Annotated in this window: 16 protein-coding genes; 13 read left to right on the plus strand and 3 right to left on the minus strand. The window is 40.0% G+C overall.

Annotated features, from left to right (window positions below; translation table 11 throughout):
- Positions 1-32: 32 nt before the first annotated feature.
- The 7 genes from ACQ96U_RS18855 to ACQ96U_RS18885 all read left to right on the plus strand — a co-directional run bounded on the left by ACQ96U_RS18855 (position 33) and on the right by ACQ96U_RS18885 (position 8,261).
- Positions 33-1,736 (plus strand): ABC transporter substrate-binding protein, encoded by a 1,704-nt coding sequence (locus tag ACQ96U_RS18855; protein ID WP_431722814.1) that lies wholly within the window; start codon positions 33-35, stop codon positions 1,734-1,736.
- Positions 1,737-1,772: 36 nt separating this feature from the next.
- Positions 1,773-2,594: a vWA domain-containing protein gene (locus ACQ96U_RS18860; RefSeq protein ID WP_431722815.1), complete on the plus strand. Its 822-nt coding sequence runs from the start codon at positions 1,773-1,775 to the stop codon at positions 2,592-2,594.
- A 2-nt stretch (positions 2,595-2,596) separates the two neighbouring features.
- Positions 2,597-4,144 (plus strand): OmpA family protein, encoded by a 1,548-nt coding sequence (locus tag ACQ96U_RS18865; protein WP_431722816.1) that lies wholly within the window; start codon positions 2,597-2,599, stop codon positions 4,142-4,144.
- A gap of 96 nt (positions 4,145-4,240) precedes the next feature.
- Positions 4,241-5,050, plus strand: coding sequence for a hypothetical protein (locus tag ACQ96U_RS18870; RefSeq protein WP_431722817.1), 810 nt, complete (start codon positions 4,241-4,243; stop codon positions 5,048-5,050).
- Between the two features lie 15 nt (positions 5,051-5,065).
- Positions 5,066-6,274 carry a toxic anion resistance protein gene (locus ACQ96U_RS18875; RefSeq protein WP_431722818.1) on the plus strand — a complete coding sequence of 403 codons (1,209 nt, stop codon included), beginning with the start codon at positions 5,066-5,068 and terminating at the stop codon, positions 6,272-6,274.
- A 33-nt stretch (positions 6,275-6,307) separates the two neighbouring features.
- Positions 6,308-7,357, plus strand: a complete 1,050-nt coding sequence (locus tag ACQ96U_RS18880) for a putative urea ABC transporter substrate-binding protein (RefSeq protein WP_431722819.1) — start codon at positions 6,308-6,310, stop codon at positions 7,355-7,357.
- Between the two features lie 334 nt (positions 7,358-7,691).
- Positions 7,692-8,261: an HNH endonuclease gene (locus tag ACQ96U_RS18885; protein WP_431722820.1), complete on the plus strand. Its 570-nt coding sequence runs from the start codon at positions 7,692-7,694 to the stop codon at positions 8,259-8,261.
- An 84-nt stretch (positions 8,262-8,345) separates the two neighbouring features.
- On the opposite strand, the gene ACQ96U_RS18890 is transcribed toward ACQ96U_RS18885, so the two are convergent.
- Together ACQ96U_RS18890 and argH are read right to left on the minus strand one after the other, a co-directional pair.
- The gene (locus ACQ96U_RS18890; protein WP_431722821.1) at positions 8,346-9,119 is read right to left on the minus strand and encodes a hypothetical protein; all 774 of its coding nucleotides are present in this window, start codon (positions 9,117-9,119) and stop codon (positions 8,346-8,348) included.
- A gap of 204 nt (positions 9,120-9,323) precedes the next feature.
- Positions 9,324-10,763: an argininosuccinate lyase gene (gene argH, locus ACQ96U_RS18895; RefSeq protein ID WP_431722822.1), complete on the minus strand. Its 1,440-nt coding sequence runs from the start codon at positions 10,761-10,763 to the stop codon at positions 9,324-9,326.
- A 387-nt stretch (positions 10,764-11,150) separates the two neighbouring features.
- On the opposite strand from argH, the gene ACQ96U_RS18900 reads away from it, so the two are divergent.
- The 6 genes from ACQ96U_RS18900 (at position 11,151) to ACQ96U_RS18925 (ending at position 17,771) form a co-directional block, all read left to right on the plus strand.
- A complete protein-coding gene (locus ACQ96U_RS18900; RefSeq protein ID WP_431722823.1) occupies positions 11,151-12,242 on the plus strand; it encodes a sensor histidine kinase in 1,092 nt (363 codons plus the stop codon).
- 6 nt (positions 12,243-12,248) lie between these two features.
- On the plus strand, positions 12,249-12,995 hold the full coding sequence (locus ACQ96U_RS18905; RefSeq protein WP_431722824.1) for a LytR/AlgR family response regulator transcription factor: 747 nt from the start codon (positions 12,249-12,251) through the stop codon (positions 12,993-12,995).
- A 114-nt stretch (positions 12,996-13,109) separates the two neighbouring features.
- A complete protein-coding gene (gene hemC, locus ACQ96U_RS18910; protein ID WP_431722825.1) occupies positions 13,110-14,057 on the plus strand; it encodes a hydroxymethylbilane synthase in 948 nt (315 codons plus the stop codon).
- A 38-nt stretch (positions 14,058-14,095) separates the two neighbouring features.
- A complete protein-coding gene (locus ACQ96U_RS18915) occupies positions 14,096-14,842 on the plus strand; it encodes a uroporphyrinogen-III synthase (RefSeq protein ID WP_431722826.1) in 747 nt (248 codons plus the stop codon).
- A 253-nt stretch (positions 14,843-15,095) separates the two neighbouring features.
- Positions 15,096-16,505, plus strand: a complete 1,410-nt coding sequence (locus tag ACQ96U_RS18920) for a uroporphyrinogen-III C-methyltransferase (protein ID WP_431722827.1) — start codon at positions 15,096-15,098, stop codon at positions 16,503-16,505.
- Between the two features lie 12 nt (positions 16,506-16,517).
- Positions 16,518-17,771, plus strand: coding sequence for a heme biosynthesis HemY N-terminal domain-containing protein (locus ACQ96U_RS18925; protein ID WP_431722828.1), 1,254 nt, complete (start codon positions 16,518-16,520; stop codon positions 17,769-17,771).
- Positions 17,772-17,866: 95 nt separating this feature from the next.
- Here ACQ96U_RS18925 and ACQ96U_RS18930 read toward each other — a convergent pair whose 3' ends face one another.
- A complete protein-coding gene (locus tag ACQ96U_RS18930) occupies positions 17,867-18,376 on the minus strand; it encodes a hypothetical protein (protein WP_431722829.1) in 510 nt (169 codons plus the stop codon).
- Positions 18,377-18,483: the final 107 nt, after the last annotated feature.

Here is an 18,483-nt window from a genome sequence, read left to right on the forward strand (position 1 = left end):
AACAACAAGATTCAAAATGAAAGGAGAGGCATATGCTGCGAGCATTAGTAGTGACCGCAAGCCTACTATTAAGCAGTTTAGCTGTAGCGGTTGAATACATAAATATTAAGCCTTTAAACCAAGTAGTATCAGCCAAGGTAGGGCCTGTAGAAGGTGATGTATTGCAGGTGCCTTTTATTAGCTGGGGGGGAGATATTGCTGTTATTCACGCTAATGGTAACAACCTTTCTACTCAAGCAAACTCGATAGTAGCACAGCAGGGACTCAAATTAAGGTTAACCCGTGAAGATGATTTTGCTAAACAAGTTCAACATTATTTGAAAGGTGATTCACCTTTTCTCCGAGGTACTATCGGTATGTTGAACATGGCAATGGATGTTATTAGTAAAGACGCAAAGACAAAGCCTATTGTTATTTACAAATTAACCGATTCGGCTGGTGGGGATGCACTTGTCGTTAAATCCGGGATTAAAACGGTTAAAGATTTAAGAGGCAAAACAGTCGTATTACAGGCTTATGGTCCTCATGTGGATTATTTATCTCGAATTCTTGCTGATGCTGGCTTAACGTTTAAGGATATTAATGTCCGATGGGTCAAAGATCTCACAGGCACTGACAATAGTCCCATGGCGGCATTTTATGAAAAAGATATTGATGCTGCATTTGTCATTATTCCTGATGCATTGGCATTGACGGCCGGTGGCAATGTAGGAACAGGTGCAGAAGACTCTGTTAAAGGTGCAAAAATTTTATTATCGACAAAAACAGCAGATACGGTGATTGCAGATGTTTATGCGGTGCGTAGCGATTTTTTCAAACAGCATCGTGATGTAGTAGAAAAATTTGCACGAAGCTTGTTACTTGGACAAGAGTCTATGAGCAATATTGTCAAGCAACGTACAGCGGATAGCAAAGCCTATGAGCAAATGATGCGAGCAGCAGCGAAAGGACTGCTGGATAGTGAGCAGGCGCTGGCTGACGCTGAGGGCATGTATCAGGATGCTCGACATGTGGGATATGATGGAAATGTTAAGTTTTTTGAAAATAATGCTTACCCACGCCGCTTTGTAGTTATTGTAAAAGAAAGTCAACAAGGCTTACAGCAAGTAGGTTTATTACAGCAACAACAGGAAATTGCACAAGCAAGGTGGGATTATGACAAGCTTAAAAAGGGCTTGTCACAAGTTAATGTGGCTGAAGCGCCTAAGTTTGATGAAAGCAAAGTCGCTGCATTGGTTACTCAAAAACAGCAACAGGGAAATCTTGATCAAGGAGAATTATTTTCGTTTGAAGTATTCTTTAAGCCAAATCAAAAAACATTTTCTGCAGAATTGTATGAAGACGCATTTAAAAAGGTAATGGATTTAGCCAGTACTTATGGTGGCGCTATTATCACCATAGAAGGGCATAGTGATCCGATGAATTATTTACGAAAGCGCAAAGCCAGTGCTTCGCGGATGGTATTAGGTCGGATAAAACAAGCAGCACGTAATTTAAGTTTGAGTAGGGCACAGGAAGTGCGTGATAACATTATTGATTTTGCTAAAAATAAAGGCGTATCACTAGATCCTTCCCAGTTTGCTGTTGTCGGCCATGGTATTAGTGCTCCCAAAACAGGAGTGTGTGGCGCTGATCCTTGTGTACCAAAAACAGAAAAGCAATGGCGGTCAAATATGCGGGTGCAGTTTAGAATTCTGCAAGTAGAAGCAGAGTCATCCGTGTTTAGACCATTATAGGCAATCTGAAAAGTAGTCAAGGTAAGGAATGGTCACATGGATAAACGCTTATTTATACTGCTTGTGTTGTCGTTTTGGCTAACAGCTTGTGAAGAGTCAGGAACAAACACGGCACAAAATAATTCAGCTGCGAGCAGTCCAGCAACAACTTCAGTTGCTCATGAGGGAGATAGTCAGTCTATCCCTCCAAGTCGTGATGATGGCCGCCCTTATAATATGCAGCCATTACTCAATACTTGGCCAAAGCTGCCAGAAAATAATCCAGTCGCTGAGGATTTATTACAAACAAATTATTATGTTGTGCTTGACGGCAGTGGCTCAATGGCGGGTGGGGAATGTGGTGGTGGAAAACTAAAAATATACGCAGCGATGGAAGCGTTAGAAGTTTTTGCCAGTCAGATCCCAGCCAGTGCTAATTTGGGATTATTAGTATTTGATAAATCAGGGCTTTCTGAGCGGGTTGCATTATCTTCAAATAACAAAGATCAGTTTGTAAAAGCAATTAAATCTGTCATTGTTGAAGGTGGTACACCTTTATTATCAGCTATTCGTACTGGCTACCAGGCACTTTCTCAACAAGCAAAAGCGCAGTTAGGCTATGGTGAATATCACTTAGTGATTGTTACCGATGGTGAAGCAAATCTTGGTGAAGAACCTGAGTCCATTGTTGAAAAAATTGGACGTGAATCTCCGGTTATGATTCATACCATTGGATTTTGTATTAATGAAGCTCACTCACTGAATCAGCCAGGTATTATTGACTATAAAGCCGCAAATAATCCGCAAAGTTTACAGCGTAGTTTAGAGCAAGTGTTGGCTGAATCCGAGGATTTTCCGCTTGATACGTTTGGTGAGTAGTTATGTCAAAGCACGTTAAAGCAACCATTTTTTTAATTATTTTAGGGCTGATTGTTATGGGAGTAACCAGCCTGATAAAACCCTGGTTTTCGGAATGGGAGCAAAAAAAAACAAGTGATGCACGTGTAACAAAAGGTGAAATAAGTATTGCCGTTGATGATTGGGTGGGTTATTTTCCATTATGCTCACCTCATATTAAGTCACGGCTGCGCCAGGAAGGTTATCGGTTAAATTGTATAAATGATAAGGCTGATTATGCTCAACGGATGAAAGGACTTGCTAAAGGTAAGCTTGATTTTGCGGTGGCTACGGTTGATGCTTATGTGCTCACAGGAAGTGATGCGAATTACCCTGGAACCATTATTAATGTGATTGATGAGTCAAAAGGTGGAGACGCGCTGGTTGCACGAGAAAGTAAACTAGCATCACTGGATGAATTAAAAACGAAAACCAATGTAAAAATTGCATTTACACCTGACTCACCCAGTGATCATTTACTCAAGGCTCTTTCAGTTCACTTTGATATTCCCCATCTTCGTCAGCGAGATGACTGGGCAGTAACTGCGGAAGGTTCAGCACAAGCTTTGGATAAATTGTTAGATGGTGAGGCAGATGCTGCAGTGCTTTGGGAACCACATGTCAGTAAAGCATTAAAAGAAGATGGTATTATTCGAATACTGGGGAGTGATCAAACGGCACAAGTTATAGTGGATGTACTTTTGGTGAATCGAGAATTATCAAAAGATCAACCTGAAAAAGTAAACTTATTTTTACAAGCTTACTATCAAACACAAAAGTATTACCGCGATAATCCAAAACAGTTGCAAAAAGATTTGAAAAAAAATCTGCGACTTGATGATGACGAAATCAGTACTGTGCTTGATGGGGTGCGTTGGATTTCATTGACTGATAATGCGCGTATTTGGTTTGGTACACATGCTCAAGGTTATGCGAATGAAGCATTAATTAATACGATTGAAGGCACAATTGATATATTGCGTGAGTATGGGGATGTGACGCATAACCCTTTACCAGATGAAGATCCTTATCGAATTACCAATAGTCAGTTTGTTGCTAGCTTGTTCGACCAGTTTTCACAACAAGGGCAACTGGACCATGCGCCTCAAAATATAGCAACCCCAACATTTGCTGCATTAACGGATAAACAGTGGAATCGCTTAGTGGGTGTGGGTACCTTAAAAGTACGTCCTGTCGTGTTTTCGTCGGGTACCGATCAGCTTACCTTAGAAGGAAAAGAGCAACTTGATCGTGCTGCAGAAAACTTAAAACACTATCCTCGTTTTCGTATTGAGGTTCGCGGACACACATCTACAAGAGGCGACAAAGAGGCTAATTTAAGGCTCTCTCAAGAACGTGCTGATGCGGTTCGTCGTTATTTATTAATTACTCATGCTATTGATGAACACCGTATTCGAGCAAAAGGATTTGGAGGAACAAAGCCACTTGCTAAGCGTCCAGGCGAGTCTTCTAGGGCCTATTATTATAGGTTACCTCGTGTTGAACTCGTATTAGTAGGTGAGAATTTTTAACACAACTTCATACTGAATGAACTATAAATATCAAACAAGAATTATAGGCATTATGAAAGTGATGATTGCTGAAGTATATAACAGTAGGTATATCTCATGTTGGTAGGTAAAAAAGTAGACCTATCTAAAAAGGCAATTAGTAAAGCGGTTTTAAAACGTTCGCTACAAAGTCCATTTTTATTATATCCCACCGTTGTGGGGGTACTCTCCACTGCGGCAATGCTATTTTTTGACTTTTCAACTATTGCGTTAATGGGAGCAATTACGGGCTTTGCTGGTGCATCCTTAGGATGGATATATGAATATTTTATTCAAGAGAATAATCATATTATTGCTTTTTTAGGGCAAATCCATGAATCCATGGTTGTTAAACGGAATGAAATGCTCAAAAAACTGGAAAGTGAACTGAATAGTGTTGACTCAAAAGAGGGAATTAGACAATTAGAACTGTTTAAAAAGAAATTTGATAACTTTCAAGATATTTTGCAGAAAAAGTTTACTTCAACAGAGTTGACGTTTAGTCGATACCTGGCTATTGCCGAGCAGGTATTTTTGGCTGGATTGGATAACTTAGAAGGTGTGGCTCTTGGTTTAAAAAGTGTGAGTGCAATGGACACTGAAAGCTTACATAAAAAAATCGTTAAGCTAACTGAAGACGGTTCAGCAACTGCTGAATTGGAAAGAAAAACATTGCAAAGTCGTTTGGACATGTATGAAAGTCAGTTGCAACGAATGCATGATTTATTGGTGACAAATGAACAAGCGTTAACTCAAATTGATAATGTCTCGACCCAGCTTGCAAATATTAAAACAACGAGTGGGAGAGCCAAAGTCGATATGGATATAGCAATGCAAGAGTTACAACAAGTAGCAGAGCGCGCAACAGATTATAATTTGCAGCAATAGTTGGAGCATATAGTTATGGTACAAGTGTCAACAGAGCAATCGTTGAATACCTTTGATGTGGAAAGTGTTCGTAAAGAATTAATGACTGGGGATGAAGCGGAAAGAACAGATTTATCCAATGAGTTAATGACCCAAGCGGCATCTGTTGTTGATAATTTGCTTAGTGTGAGCCCTGCAGATTTAAATCAGAAAAATCAAGCAATAGCGGCAGTTGAGCAAGTTGGCGGAAAGCTTCAACGTGAAGCTGCTTCGCGTTCTGATATGTTAAAGCAACCCATTCATAATTTAGCTCAAGCGGGTGAAGATGGTGGGCCTGTTGCAGATTCATTATTGCAATTACGTAATACAGTAGAATCGCTTGACCCGAATAAATTTGAGTTTTCAGCCAGCTTTATTCGTCGACTGTTGTGTAAATTGCCTTTTGTGGGTTCCCCTTTAGCCCGCTATTTTGCAATGTATCAAAGCTCAGGACGTGTTATTGATGACATTGTCGAGAGTTTGGAAAAAGGTCGTGAGCAACTGAAGCGTGACAATATTACGCTGCAAAAAGATCAGTCGGCTATGCATGATCTAACAGTACGCTTGAAAAAAGCCATTACGTTAGCGCAAGCAATAGCTGAAAAATTAAACGAAAAATTGGAAACAGAGATTCCAATGGATGATCCGAAACATAATTTTATTAAAGAAGAAATTTTGTTTCCGTTGACTCAGCGTATTATGGATTTACAACAGCAGCTTGCAGTTAACCAGCAAGGTATTCTCACGATTGAAGTGATTATTCGAAATAATAAAGAATTAATTCGTGGAGTTAACCGTGCGGTAAGTGTCACTGTACAGGCATTACAGGTTGCAGTGACGTTAGCGCTTGCGCTTGAAAATCAACGTATTGTACTTAAAAAGGTCGCAGCCGTTAATGAAACGACCAATAACCTTATAGCAGGTACTGCTTCACGGTTACGTCAGCAGGGTGCTGAAATTCATAAACAAGCAGCATCCACTCAGTTAAATATGGAAACACTGAGAAAGGCATTTGATGATGTAAATGCAGCTATTGAAGACTTATCTAAATTCCGTCAAGAAGCACTTCCAAAAATGGCTCAAACTGTCTTGGAAATGGATCAATTAAATGAAAGGGCAGGTAAAGCCATTGAAAAACTTCAAAAAGGTAAAGCTGTAGAACAGGAATTTGGCTTAGAAATAGTTGATGTTGAAAATGGTCGCTAAAAGATTCCATTAAAAAATAATTAAGGAGCAAAAATGATTAAATTTTGTAAAAAGGCTATGCTCTTTGGTGCAGCATCGCTATTAAGTACATTAATACACGCTGCCGATACCTTTAATGTTGCCTGGTCGCACTATACGGGTTGGGAGCCTTGGGCCTATGCAGATGAAAAAGGTATTTTAAAGAAGTGGGCTGATAAATATGATATTGAAATTAAACTTACACTAGTCAATGATTACATTGAGTCAATTAATCTTTATACCGGTGGTAAGTTTGATGCGTGTACGATGACGAACATGGATGCGTTGACTATACCCGCTGTAGGAGGAATTGACTCAACGGCTATCATCATTGGTGATTACTCAAATGGTAATGATGGCATTGTACTTAAAAATGGCAAATCAGTTAAAGATCTTAAAGGTCGTGAAGTTACGTTGGTTGAGCTTTCTGTTTCTCACTACCTTTTAGCAAGAGCACTGGACATGAATGGCATGTCAGAGCGGGATGTTAAAGTGGTTAATACCTCTGATTCTGATATTGCTTCACTTTTTATAGCCAATGACAATGCTGCAACTGTTACTTGGAATCCGCCTTTACAGCAAGTAAGAAATAGTAAAGGTGCAAATCTGGTGTTTGACTCTTCAAAAATTCCAGGTGAAATATTAGACCTAATGATCGTTAAAACTGGTGCTGATGAGCGTTTAAAGAAGGCATTAACAGGTGCCTGGTATGAAACCATGGCGATTATGTCTAAGCGTGATAAAGATGGGAAAGAAGCTATACAGCTTATGGCGAGTAACTCCGGTGCAACTGAAGCAGAATTTAATGCTCAGCTAAAGACAACTCGTATGTTTTATACCGCAAAAGAAGCTTCGGAGCTAGCAGCCAGTGGTGATGTGAAGAAGACAATGGAACATGTTAGGCAGTTTTCATTTGATAAAGGTTTATTTGGTGCAAATGCTTCTTCCCCTGACTTTGTTGGAATAGAATTTTCTAATGGTGAAGTGTTAGGTAATAAAAAGAATGTTAAGCTTCGCTTTACAAATAAATATATGAAAATGGCTGTTGATAATAAACTGAAATAAAAAAGAGAATATACCGAGTATACTCGGTATATTTCTGATTTCTATATACACGACTAGCTAAAAGCAATATATACTTATGCAATATAAGTGTTGCAATAATAACGGTAAAAAATAACTAAGATATGATGTATACCCTAAAGTAGAGGTGCATCACTGAGAGTATAAGTGGAAAATGTGGTAGGTTTAAACATGTTAAGTCAAGTTGAAACTGTTATGCCCCCATATGCTGCATATAGGCATACCTTCTGTCTTGGCTGTTGTTTAAAGCCCAGTTGAGTTTTCTCACTGGGCTTTTTTAATTGGAGTGCTTATTTGTGAAATAAAAGGTAGCATTATGGATACGGCCCATAAAATACTGAAACTCGACAAATCAGGAAAACCTGTGCGATGGCTTACAACTGAAGAAGCCGTTATCTTACATGTTAAGCAGCAAATTCTATGGAGCATTGGTGAAAAAACATTTGTAATGAGAGGAGGGATATCTCGTACGGGGCAGCGCTCAATCATTTATCTACCCAGTATTATGGCTGTAGATGGTAAAGTGCAGGATAAAAGTAACGCACCACCGCTAAAAAACATATATTTATTCCGGCGCGATTACTTCATGTGTATGTACTGTGGCAAACAGTTTGGCTACAGTGATTTATCAAGAGATCATGTTAAACCGAGATGCTTAGGTGGAAAAGATCATTGGACAAATGTCGTGACTGCCTGCAAACGGTGTAACATGCGTAAGGGTAATAAAACACCTGAAGAAGCCGATATGGAATTATTAGCTGTGCCTTTCCAACCTAATATTTATGAGTTTTTATATTTAGCAAATCACCATGTGTTAGTGGATCAAATGGAGTTTTTGAGAAATAGGTTTAGCAATAGAACTCATTGGGAAATGTTCATGCACTGATATAGAAGTATATTTTGAACTTTATGATTGTTGGAAAATTGCTTTTCTACTTGTTGGTTAAAATGATTTTCTAACCATTAGACTTTACTCTGGTAATTCCATATCTCTAGGAATTTGCATTGCTTCTTTTTGCAATGCTGCATTTAGAAATTGTTCAACTAGTAACTTGTACTGTATATGGTCAATGATACTGGGAAATACCCCTTTGAATAGGGTATGTTGTAAAGGAGATAAGTCAATATTAACAATATAAGCTGGGTAGGGTAGAGACATTTCTCGGTGGTTTAAAATTTCTTGTGCAACTTTAATAAATACAACTTTTCCTAGATGATATTGGTCATACTCTTTATTGTTACAAATTATCTTTAATGAAATCTTTTTTGTATGATCAAGTATGACTTTAACTTGTATATCAAGTTCATTATCAGAATTATCATTAAAGTTTTTTATAGTAATAGGCATAATCTTGGGTTGGGTATTATTTATGTTTTCGACTTCCCAAAACTGTACTTTTTGTATGGGTGTTCCTGGCTTTAGATCAGCATCTCTTTGATCGAGCCAATGACTAATAAAGCGATGTAGTTTATTGAGAAATAAGTGGTGATTAATGTATGGTGCATGAAAATAATAAAAATCACCCATTTCATCACTACAGTAGATGAAGGCTCGTTGGTTATCTATTTGGAAAAAAAACTGAAGAATTCCTTTTTGTATTTTTTGTTGTACATAAGGTTCAATCGCTAAAAAACCTTTCGGGAGCTTTCTTTGGTCTTGTGAGCAAAGGGCAAATCGATCAATTTGAGTTGAACTTAAATTTAAAAAAGCATGAATCTGTGTTTGCTGATGAGCCGGTTTCACACCGTACTACTCCTAGCTATAAAAGAATACTGTTATCAATATTTTTACAAAGAGAGATTGTATTAACAGTATAGTGTTATATTTCATTCAAATAAAACTATGGTGACATTCTGATTTAAGCACTATTGAGCGAACAACAATAATACCCTGCTAAGCGGGTATTATTGTTGTCTTTCTTTAACGTTAAGCTGCTATTTCATAATGCTAATTATGTGAGAAGGAGGCTAAGCGATTGCTGAGGTTCTTTTGGGCCCGTTGTGTTGCCTCAATTACCTGAGAGGGCGCTGTTCCACCAAAATGATTCCGTGCACTGACAGACCCTTCTAGGGTCAAGACATCGTAAACGTCACTGGTTATTACTGTAGAAAACTGTTGTAGCTCTTCTAGGGATAACTCAGAGAGGTCTTGTTGCTTTTTGAGTGCATAAGCGACAGATTGACCAACAATTTCATGTGCATCACGAAAGGCAACACCTTTTTTGACTAGGTAATCGGCTAAATCAGTTGCAGTTGCAAAGCCTTTGCGAGCAGCTTCGTACATAATGTCACTGTTTGCTCGAATAGCTGGAATCATATCACCATAGGCTCTTAAACAACCAAGCAGTGTATCCACAGTATCAAAAAGAGGTTCTTTGTCTTCTTGGTTGTCTTTGTTATAGGCCAGTGGTTGTGCTTTCATTAATGTTAATAGCGCATTGAGGTGTCCATAAACACGGCCTGTTTTGCCCCGAATAAGCTCAGGCACATCGGGGTTTTTCTTTTGTGGCATGATGGACGAGCCCGTGCAAAAACGATCGGGTAAATCAATAAAATTAAACTGTGCTGATGTCCAGATAATTAATTCCTCTGACATACGAGACAAATGCATCATGATGATACTGGCGGCAGCCGTAAACTCGATTGCAAAATCACGATCACTTACAGAGTCTAGTGAGTTGCCTGTTGGCTGATCGAAATTGAGTACTTGTGCGGTATAATGACGATCAATTGGGTATGTCGTTCCAGCAAGGGCGGCAGCCCCTAAGGGACACTGGTTCATACGACGCTGACAGTCTTCAAGTCGTGAATAGTCACGTTCTAACATTTCATACCATGCCATTAAATGGTGGCCAAAGGTAACTGGTTGGGCCGTTTGTAAATGGGTAAAACCTGGCATGATGGTTTTTGCTTCTTGTGCTGCTAATTCAACAAGGGCTTGTTGAGTGCGTGTAATAGCAAACAAGATGTCATTAATTTGGTCCCGCAGATACAGTCGTATATCTGTAGCAACCTGGTCGTTTCGTGAGCGTCCTGTATGAAGTTTTTTCCCCGCAATACCAATTTTATCAGTAAGACGTGCCTCAATATTCATATGAATATCTTCAAGTGCAATCGACCATTCAATTTTACCTGAGGCTATCTCATCTGCTATTTCTTGTAAGCCAGAAATAATTGCGTCACTCTCTGTCTCCGTGAGAATACCTACTTTTGTTAGCATTTTTGCATGCGCAATAGAGCCATTAATGTCTTGTCGGTAGAGGCGATGGTCAAAATGAATAGAGGCCGTAAATGCGGCAACGAAGGCATCAGTTGCTTCACTGAACCGTCCGCCCCACTGTTGATTGGTCGAAGGCTGATTGGTTTGTGTTTTATTTGAGTTACTCATTAAGTTGGCCTTTATATCTGCGTTTGTTCTAATCGCACTCCATCATAGAGGAATGATAATAACGTATATTTCTAAACTGCCAAACCTTGGCGCTTTTAAAAGTACACTTTTTATCAGTGACTTTGTTAGGTAATAACCAGGCCTCTAAGGTATTCTATTTTTATAGGGCGACAATGACATCATCTTGAATAATGAGTCCTTTTTAGGGTTATTCTGCAACGCGATTAAAATATCCGTGTAGAAACCCTTGTGAGATACATCATGAACTCTAATTGGAATATCTTTCGCTGTTAAATAGTTGAGTATCTAAGTTGCTAACTGGAATACTCGTTCTAAAGAATACCCATTAAATAGTCAATACTCATCCAATAAGTAAGTTATTTTTTTATGGCGCATAAAACTGATTTAGAACAAGCGGGAACATTGAAAGATGACTTTTTTTTACCAGACTTGTGCACTACAAAAGCTGTATTTTTATTAGTGCTTTTGGCTGAACTCATTGTATTTGTTTGGGTGCTTGCACTTCCACAGGAAGCTACATTTGATTGGAATCGGTTGGCACTGGCATCTTTTTTTGTTCAATGGATTGTGTTGGTGAGCGCTGCACTGCTTTGTTGGCTTCGTGCTTGGTTAGCTAAAAAACCCTTATGGCTTACATTAGCATGCTGCTATAGCATTGTGGTTTTCGTTACTGTAACGTTTGCTTTAGCGGCAGAGTGGGCATTATATTTACCAAGGGGGTTTCAACCTTTTTGGCAAGGCATTGATTTTACAAAGCTGGGTAAACATGTTCTGCTGGCCGTTATATTAGCCAGTTTATTTTTGCGCTATTTTTACGTTCACCAACAACTATACTATCAACAACAAGCAGAGTTACAGGCTCGTTTACAAGCGCTTCAGTCACGTATTCATCCACATTTTTTGTTTAATAGTCTCAATAGTATTGCTAGCCTGATAGTAATAAATCCTGATAAAGCTGAACAAGCTGTTGAGGACCTGGCAGGGTTGCTTCGAGCTACACTTGATGATGTAACCTTGGAAGTCACATTGCAGCGGGAAGTTGAAATTTGTCAGCAGTATACTCGAATTGAACAGCACCGATTTGGGGAGCGTTTAACTGTGAACTGGCATATGAATGGTGTGCCAATGGATTTACCGATTCCTTTGTTAACCATCCAGCCTATTTTAGAGAACGCGATACTGCATGGAATTCAACCAATCCCAGATGGAGGTGTGATAGAAGTCACGTTAGAATATTTAAATGGTCTACTTATCTTGCGTGTTGTTAACCCGTTAGCTATGTATTATCAACAACAGCCGGGAAAAGGTAATCGTTTAGCGTTGGCTAATATTCAAGCCCGTTTACAAGCCCTCTATGGGTATCGAGCCCAGCTGTCTGCTAGCAAGTCCGACAATATGTTTGTGACGGAGTTAAAATATCCATGCCAGCCAGGAGTTGAGGCTGGTCGGGGAGAGTGAGCAGTAATGATCAAAGTGTTGATTGCTGATGATGAGCCTTTAGCCCGGGACCGTTTGCGCCGTATGACAGAGGGCATTGAGGGGTATTGTGTCCTTGAAGAAGAAGCGCGAACAGGGGCTGAGGCTATTGCGATTGCTCATCAGCGCAAACCTGATGTTGTTCTGTTAGATATTCGTATGCCAATGATGGATGGGATGGAAGCCGCTATGGCGTTATGTCAAATGGACTGTCCCCCTGCCATTATTTTTTGTACTGCATACGATCAGTATGCTTTAGAGGCGTTTCATGTTCAGGCTGTGGGCTATTTGTTAAAGCCTGTTAAACAGGATGCACTTTGTAAAGCACTTCAGAATGCACAGCGTACCAACCGTTCCCAATTAGCAGCTTTAAATGAACAACTGTCAGAAAATGAGCTGCAAAAAAGAACACATATCAGTGCCCGAACTTATAAAGGCATTGAACTCATTCCATTAAATGATGTGCGTTTTTTTCAGGCGGATAATAAATATGTGACCGTCAACCATATCAAAGGTGAGGTACTCATTGATGAAACACTAAAAGAATTAGAAAACGAGTTTTCTGAAGCATTTGTTCGAATTCATCGCAATGCCTTGGTTGCTCGTCGTGCGATTGAAAGCATGACGCGTAATGATCAAGGTTCTTATGAAATTCATTTACGCGATGTTATGAAACCGTTACAAGTTAGCCGTCGGCACGTTGCAGAGATGCGCCGATTGCTAAAGTCTTTATAACACTTACTCATATTTGTTTGTGTTTATTGAACAGCCCAGAATTAGCTGGGCTGTTTGTTATGGCTCAAATTGTTACACTAACGGTGTGAATAGCTCTTAACCGGAAGTGTTGACGTGAAAACCATTCGAATTGCCACCCGTAAAAGCGCACTTGCCCTTTGGCAAGCAAATCATGTTAAACAACAACTTAAAAATGTTTATCCAGAAGTAAACGTTGAGCTTGTCGCAATGATGAGTCAGGGGGATAAACTACTCGATGCGCCTTTAGCCAAAATAGGGGGTAAGGGACTATTTGTTAAAGAGTTAGAAAAAGCACTACTTTCTGGAGAAGCGGATATAGCTGTTCACTCCATGAAAGATGTGCCAATGGAGTTTCCTGAAGGACTGTGCTTGCCAGTCATTAGTCAGCGAGAAGATCCCCGTGATGCTTTTGTCAGTCATTGTGCGAAAAGCTTAAATGAGCTTCCACAAGGGGCTGTTGTAGGAACATCCAGCCTGCGCCGACAATGTCAGCTTTTAAAACTTAGACCTGATTTAAAGATTAATTTTTTGCGTGGTAATGTGAACACACGTTTAGGTAAGCTGGATGCGGGTGAATATGATGCAATTATTCTTGCGGCTGCAGGCTTGAAAAGGTTAGAGCTGGAAGCACGCATAACGGATTATTTCTCTCCAAATGATATGATTCCTGCTGCAGGACAAGGTGCTTTAGGTATTGAGTGTCGTGAAGCAGATATTGCACTGAAAAATGCACTAAGTGTCTTACATGACCCTGAGACAGCGGCCTGTGTTACAGCAGAGCGCGCTGTCGTAACGTTTTTGAAAGGTGGTTGTCAGGTTCCAATTGGCGCTTACGCAACCCTTCACCAGGACAAGCTTAGTTTGACGGCTATTGTCGCAGAGCCTGATGCAAGTAAAGTGTATATGAGTGAGATTGAAGGTGATATCAGTCAAGCTAAACTGCTAGGTGAAGCTGTCGCGAAGGATTTAATCACGCAAGGAGCGGGTGATATTTTGCAAAAACTATTAGAGAATTGGACTAACCCATTAGAAAAAAAATAAGCCTTCAATCTGGAAGATAGCACATAACCGATAAAATTATGACTACGCCAGTATTTTTAGTGACTCGTCCCGAACCTCAAGCCAGTCAACTGGTCCATAGCATGAAGTTGGCTGGACTTTGTGCGCTTGCTTTACCCATGATTGCTATCCAGCCATTACCTGAGTCTGCTCAACTTCGAGCAACTTGGCAGGATTTAGCGCAGTTCAATAAAGTTGTTGTTACCAGTACTGCGGCAGCGCAAATTGGTTTGTATCAAGCTGAGCAGTATTGGCCACAGTGGCCTGTAGGCTTAATGTGGTTTGCCATTGGCCAGGCAACGGCAGCTGTTATGCGACAGTTGTCAATTGATAGTGCCTTATCAGACCAAGGCGTTAATAGCGAAGCATTGTTAGCTTTGCCTGCATTTCAAGATGTACAGCAGCAACGAGTTCTGCTTATTAAAGGAAAAGGAGGACGTTCACTGATTCAACAAACACTTGAATCGAGAGGAGCTGATGTGACGACGTGTTGTGTGTATGAGCGTGTTGAGCCCTCATATCATGTTCATGATGTTGAACAACTTATTAAAGACCAGGGTGTCACAACCATAATTGCTACAAGTGGAGAAATTGCCAGTAACTTATTAGAGTATATTGACGGGACGATGGCTGCCAATTTGCAACTCATTGTGCCAAGTGAGCGTGTGGCATTACTCCAGCAAAAACAGCAATGGGCTGATATTTTTGTGGCAGAGGGGGCGAGTGACCAGGCTATTTTGAAATGCATACAACGACATATTCTTTAAATCTAATGTTAATTTTTTTGGAGTGTGTATTTCTCTCTAGCGGCCCAGATAAGCCAGTATATAGTATGTAAGCGTCATGCGAATAAAAAAAGCAAGCGTATAGCTTGCTGATAGGCTTGGTCAGCCTTTCACAGCGAGTGTAGTTTTCCTGAGTTAAAATATGTCCACATCAAGTTGTGAAAGATTAATGTACTATTGAATCTGTTGAACCTGTTCAGCAGTTTTTTTGAATGTAAAGTTTGGTAATTTGCTCATGACAACGAAGAAAGATGGAAATAATACGCCGAATGAGGCATCGAGTTCAGGTGCAAAAGGAAAGCATGATGCCAATGAACAGGCGGATACAGTAGACCAAAAAAAGGCCGATCAGCCACTGCAAGGGGAGCAAACTACAAGTCAACAGTCGCCCCAGTCAACTGTGCCTACTAATCAGCAAACATCTGCACAAAATACGCCTCCTGAGCAACAAGTCACCGCAGGGCAAATGCCTAAAAAACGTAATTTAGTCAGTTTTATTGCACTCACAACCAGTGTTATCACATTGGGGTTGGTAGGTGCGATAGCGTATATTGATTATGACGTAGGTTATTACCTTAAGCATGAAGGAACAAAGTTCAACCCTGAGTTAGCTGCTTCTACAGCAGTTGATCAGCTTGATAAAAAAGTAGGAGCAGAACTTCAGCAAGTACAAAATGCAAGTCGTCAATCCCAACAGCAACTACAACAGTTGGTGAATAAACAGCAACAACAGACACAATCAGTTCGTAAGCAGAGTAATGACCTGTCTGAAAGTCTGAGTAATTTGCGCCAACAGTTTAATCAAATGCAAGGCACAAGTCGTGATGATTGGCAGCTAGCTGAAGTGGAGTATATGTTACGACTGGCAAATCAGCGGCTACTGACTGAAAAAGATGCTAAAGGTGTAGAAGCTATTCTGGCGAGTGCAGATAAAATATTGGCGGGTCTTGATAACTACTCCCTTTATCCTGTTCGTGAAGCCCTTGCTAAGGATTTAGTAGCGGTTCGTGCGATTCCCAGTATTGATCTTGAAGGGCTCTATTTACAGTTGTCTGCATTAGAAGGAGCCATTACTAAGTTACCGCTGATACCACCCGCAGGTTATGAGCCAGAAGCATCCACTCAAGTTGCAGCTGTTAATGAAGCAAGTGGAGAAAAAGGCATATTAGAACACGCTCAAAGCCGTATTGAGGGCTTATGGAATGGGTTTACACAATACTTTCGTTTTTCAACAGACCGTGACAAGCCCGTAGAATTGCTTTTAACACCGAATGAAGAGCTTTATTTACGCCATAATTTACGGCTAATGCTGGAACAAGCTCAACTTGCTTTGTTACAAGGGCAGCAGGAAATCTATTTGAATAGTTTAAGTAAAGCTGAGCTGTGGATAAAAACTTACTTCTCGCTTTCAAACCGTGATGCTGAGTCTATGTTAGGCCAGTTAGATGAGTTGCAAGATGTTAAGCTTACGCAAAAAATGCCTGATATTTCTGGCTCTCTTAAGGCCATAAAAGCTTATATTGATAATTTACACCGTTACCATGAAGGTAAATTACCTAAAAACAAATCAGATAGTGACACTTCTACTGATGAGGCCAGCAATCGCAACGCCTTAATGTCTGAAGTACAACGGACACTAAATTAAGGGCGGGGTAAAATGAAAATATTCTTTTATTTTTTATTATTATTGCTGTCTATAGCTGCAGTTATTACGGGTATGAACCAGGATCAAGGTTATGTCCGTATTGCTTGGGACGGAATGGTCTTTGAAAGCACGGTCTGGATGTTATTTGTCTTTATTGGAATTGCCTTTCTTGGCTATAAAGTACTACGTTGGCTTATAGCACTGTTGTTAAACACCACGGGCTGGGTTGTGCCAATCACTTCATCAAGCCGTCAACAACGGGCTAAGCGACAGTCAGTAAGAGGATTAAACTGTCTTATTAATGGTCAGTGGGATCATGCTCAACGATTGTTATCAAGATCGGCAGAACAAGGTGAAGCGCCTTTAATTAATTATCTGGCTGCAGCGCGAGCAGCATTTGAAGCGGGTGATAGTGACAGTGTCAGTGAATATTTAAGAAAAGCAGATAAAAGTGTATCTGGCGCTAAAGTCGGTGTAGGAATTGCTCAAGCACAACTCCAGTTATCGGCAGGACAATTTGAGCAAGCGTTGGCGACCTTACAAGAATTGCGGCGCAAAGTCCCCAGGCATCAATATGTATTGAAACTCTTGAAACAGGTGTGTATTCGTCTAAATGACTGGGACCAGCTTGCAGAATTATTACCCCTATTAGAACGCCGAAAAGTGATTTCAGATGATGAGCTAAAAGATTTACAGCAGCGAACTTGGAAGGCACTGCTTGAACGAGCATGTCTGCGTAATAAAGCTGAGGATAAGGACGAAGATAGAGCTTCTGCTATTCAAGCCGTTTGGGATAGTTTTCCACGCCAAGCAAAGCAGGAAGTGTCTGTTGTCGAAGTCTATGTACGCTGTTTATTAAAACTGAATGCTCATGTTGTTGCTGAAAAAGTGGTTCGTGAGGCACTTAGCCGTAAATATGATGATCGACTTATTAAGCTTTATGGGTTAACAGCAGGGAAAGATGTAAAAAAACAGTTGGCTTTGTGTGATCAGCTATTGGCAAGTTATTCTGACAATCCAGAAATAATGTTAGCACTGGGTCGCTTATGTTTACGTAGTGAAATGTGGGGAAAAGCAAGAAATTATTTTGAATCTACATTAAAAATACGTAAGACACCTGAAGTGTATAATGAATTAGGACGTTTATTAGCGCACCTGGGAGATCACCAGCAAAGTACCGAGTACTTTAGAGAAGGATTGGCTTTGGTGGCACGTTCAGACGTCACTAAGTATCCTATTCCTATTGCTAAGCAACCAGCGGTTTAATAGGTAATTAGCAAGATAGCTACTATTTTTAAGCGATGTACTAAATAAAAAAGAGCGGAGATCCGCTCTTTTTTATTTTAAGAATGAAGAGATTTTTAACGCCAGCTTTTGTCCCAAGGGGCAAGGGTAACAGCAATCTGGTCCACAGACATAATCGTCAATATGCGTAGATTATAATTATCATTATACATATCGACTACATAATTTTTTTGTACGCGCCTCTTCTCTGTGACAATTCGGTTTGTGCCTTTCCATATGTCATACTGAACATCAAGTCGTTCCCCTGATGTTGGTTGCCATTCATAACTAATGAAAACAATGGTTTTGTGGTCTGTTGGGTAATTATATACAACATGACTTAAGGAAAATTGTACCTTAGCGTCATTATTTGAAACGATATACGTTTCGATAGTTTCACCACTAGGAACGACTAAACGGGGTGTTTTAGCTAATGCCATGCCTTGGGGGAGTAAAATATGCCGTAATGACATATCAAGTGGTAAGCAAGAGGTACAGTTTACCAGTGTTAAAATGGGCGATGCTTTTACCATTGTATCTGCACAGGTTGCACAAGTTTTAGAAGTATAATCAATATCCGTATTCATCAGTATGCTCTTTTTTTGCCAAGGTATTTTGGAGGAGAGAATAGAAATTAAATGAAGTAAAATAGCAAAAAAAGAGGGAATTTTTTCAGCTGCTTTAAATCGCGATG

Origin of the sequence: Zooshikella sp. RANM57 (genome assembly GCF_050749885.1) — a bacterium.
In the GTDB taxonomy this organism is placed as follows: domain Bacteria; phylum Pseudomonadota; class Gammaproteobacteria; order Pseudomonadales; family Zooshikellaceae; genus Zooshikella.

Bases quoted from the DNA above. Each gene is read 5' to 3' on its own strand.
- ACQ96U_RS18875 (WP_431722818.1), top strand. From the start codon at position 5,066: ATGGTACAAGTGTCAACAGAGCAATCGTTGAATACCTTTGATGTGGAA.
- ACQ96U_RS18920 (WP_431722827.1), top strand. From the start codon at position 15,096: ATGACAACGAAGAAAGATGGAAATAATACGCCGAATGAGGCATCGAGT.
- ACQ96U_RS18860 (WP_431722815.1), top strand. From the start codon at position 1,773: ATGGATAAACGCTTATTTATACTGCTTGTGTTGTCGTTTTGGCTAACA.
- ACQ96U_RS18930 (WP_431722829.1), bottom strand. From the start codon at position 18,376: ATGAATACGGATATTGATTATACTTCTAAAACTTGTGCAACCTGTGCA.
- ACQ96U_RS18865 (WP_431722816.1), top strand. From the start codon at position 2,597: ATGTCAAAGCACGTTAAAGCAACCATTTTTTTAATTATTTTAGGGCTG.
- ACQ96U_RS18915 (WP_431722826.1), top strand. From the start codon at position 14,096: ATGACTACGCCAGTATTTTTAGTGACTCGTCCCGAACCTCAAGCCAGT.
- ACQ96U_RS18905 (WP_431722824.1), top strand. From the start codon at position 12,249: ATGATCAAAGTGTTGATTGCTGATGATGAGCCTTTAGCCCGGGACCGT.
- ACQ96U_RS18855 (WP_431722814.1), top strand. From the start codon at position 33: ATGCTGCGAGCATTAGTAGTGACCGCAAGCCTACTATTAAGCAGTTTA.
- ACQ96U_RS18900 (WP_431722823.1), top strand. From the start codon at position 11,151: ATGGCGCATAAAACTGATTTAGAACAAGCGGGAACATTGAAAGATGAC.
- argH (WP_431722822.1), bottom strand. From the start codon at position 10,763: ATGAGTAACTCAAATAAAACACAAACCAATCAGCCTTCGACCAATCAA.
- ACQ96U_RS18885 (WP_431722820.1), top strand. From the start codon at position 7,692: ATGGATACGGCCCATAAAATACTGAAACTCGACAAATCAGGAAAACCT.
- ACQ96U_RS18925 (WP_431722828.1), top strand. From the start codon at position 16,518: ATGAAAATATTCTTTTATTTTTTATTATTATTGCTGTCTATAGCTGCA.
- ACQ96U_RS18870 (WP_431722817.1), top strand. From the start codon at position 4,241: ATGTTGGTAGGTAAAAAAGTAGACCTATCTAAAAAGGCAATTAGTAAA.
- ACQ96U_RS18880 (WP_431722819.1), top strand. From the start codon at position 6,308: ATGATTAAATTTTGTAAAAAGGCTATGCTCTTTGGTGCAGCATCGCTA.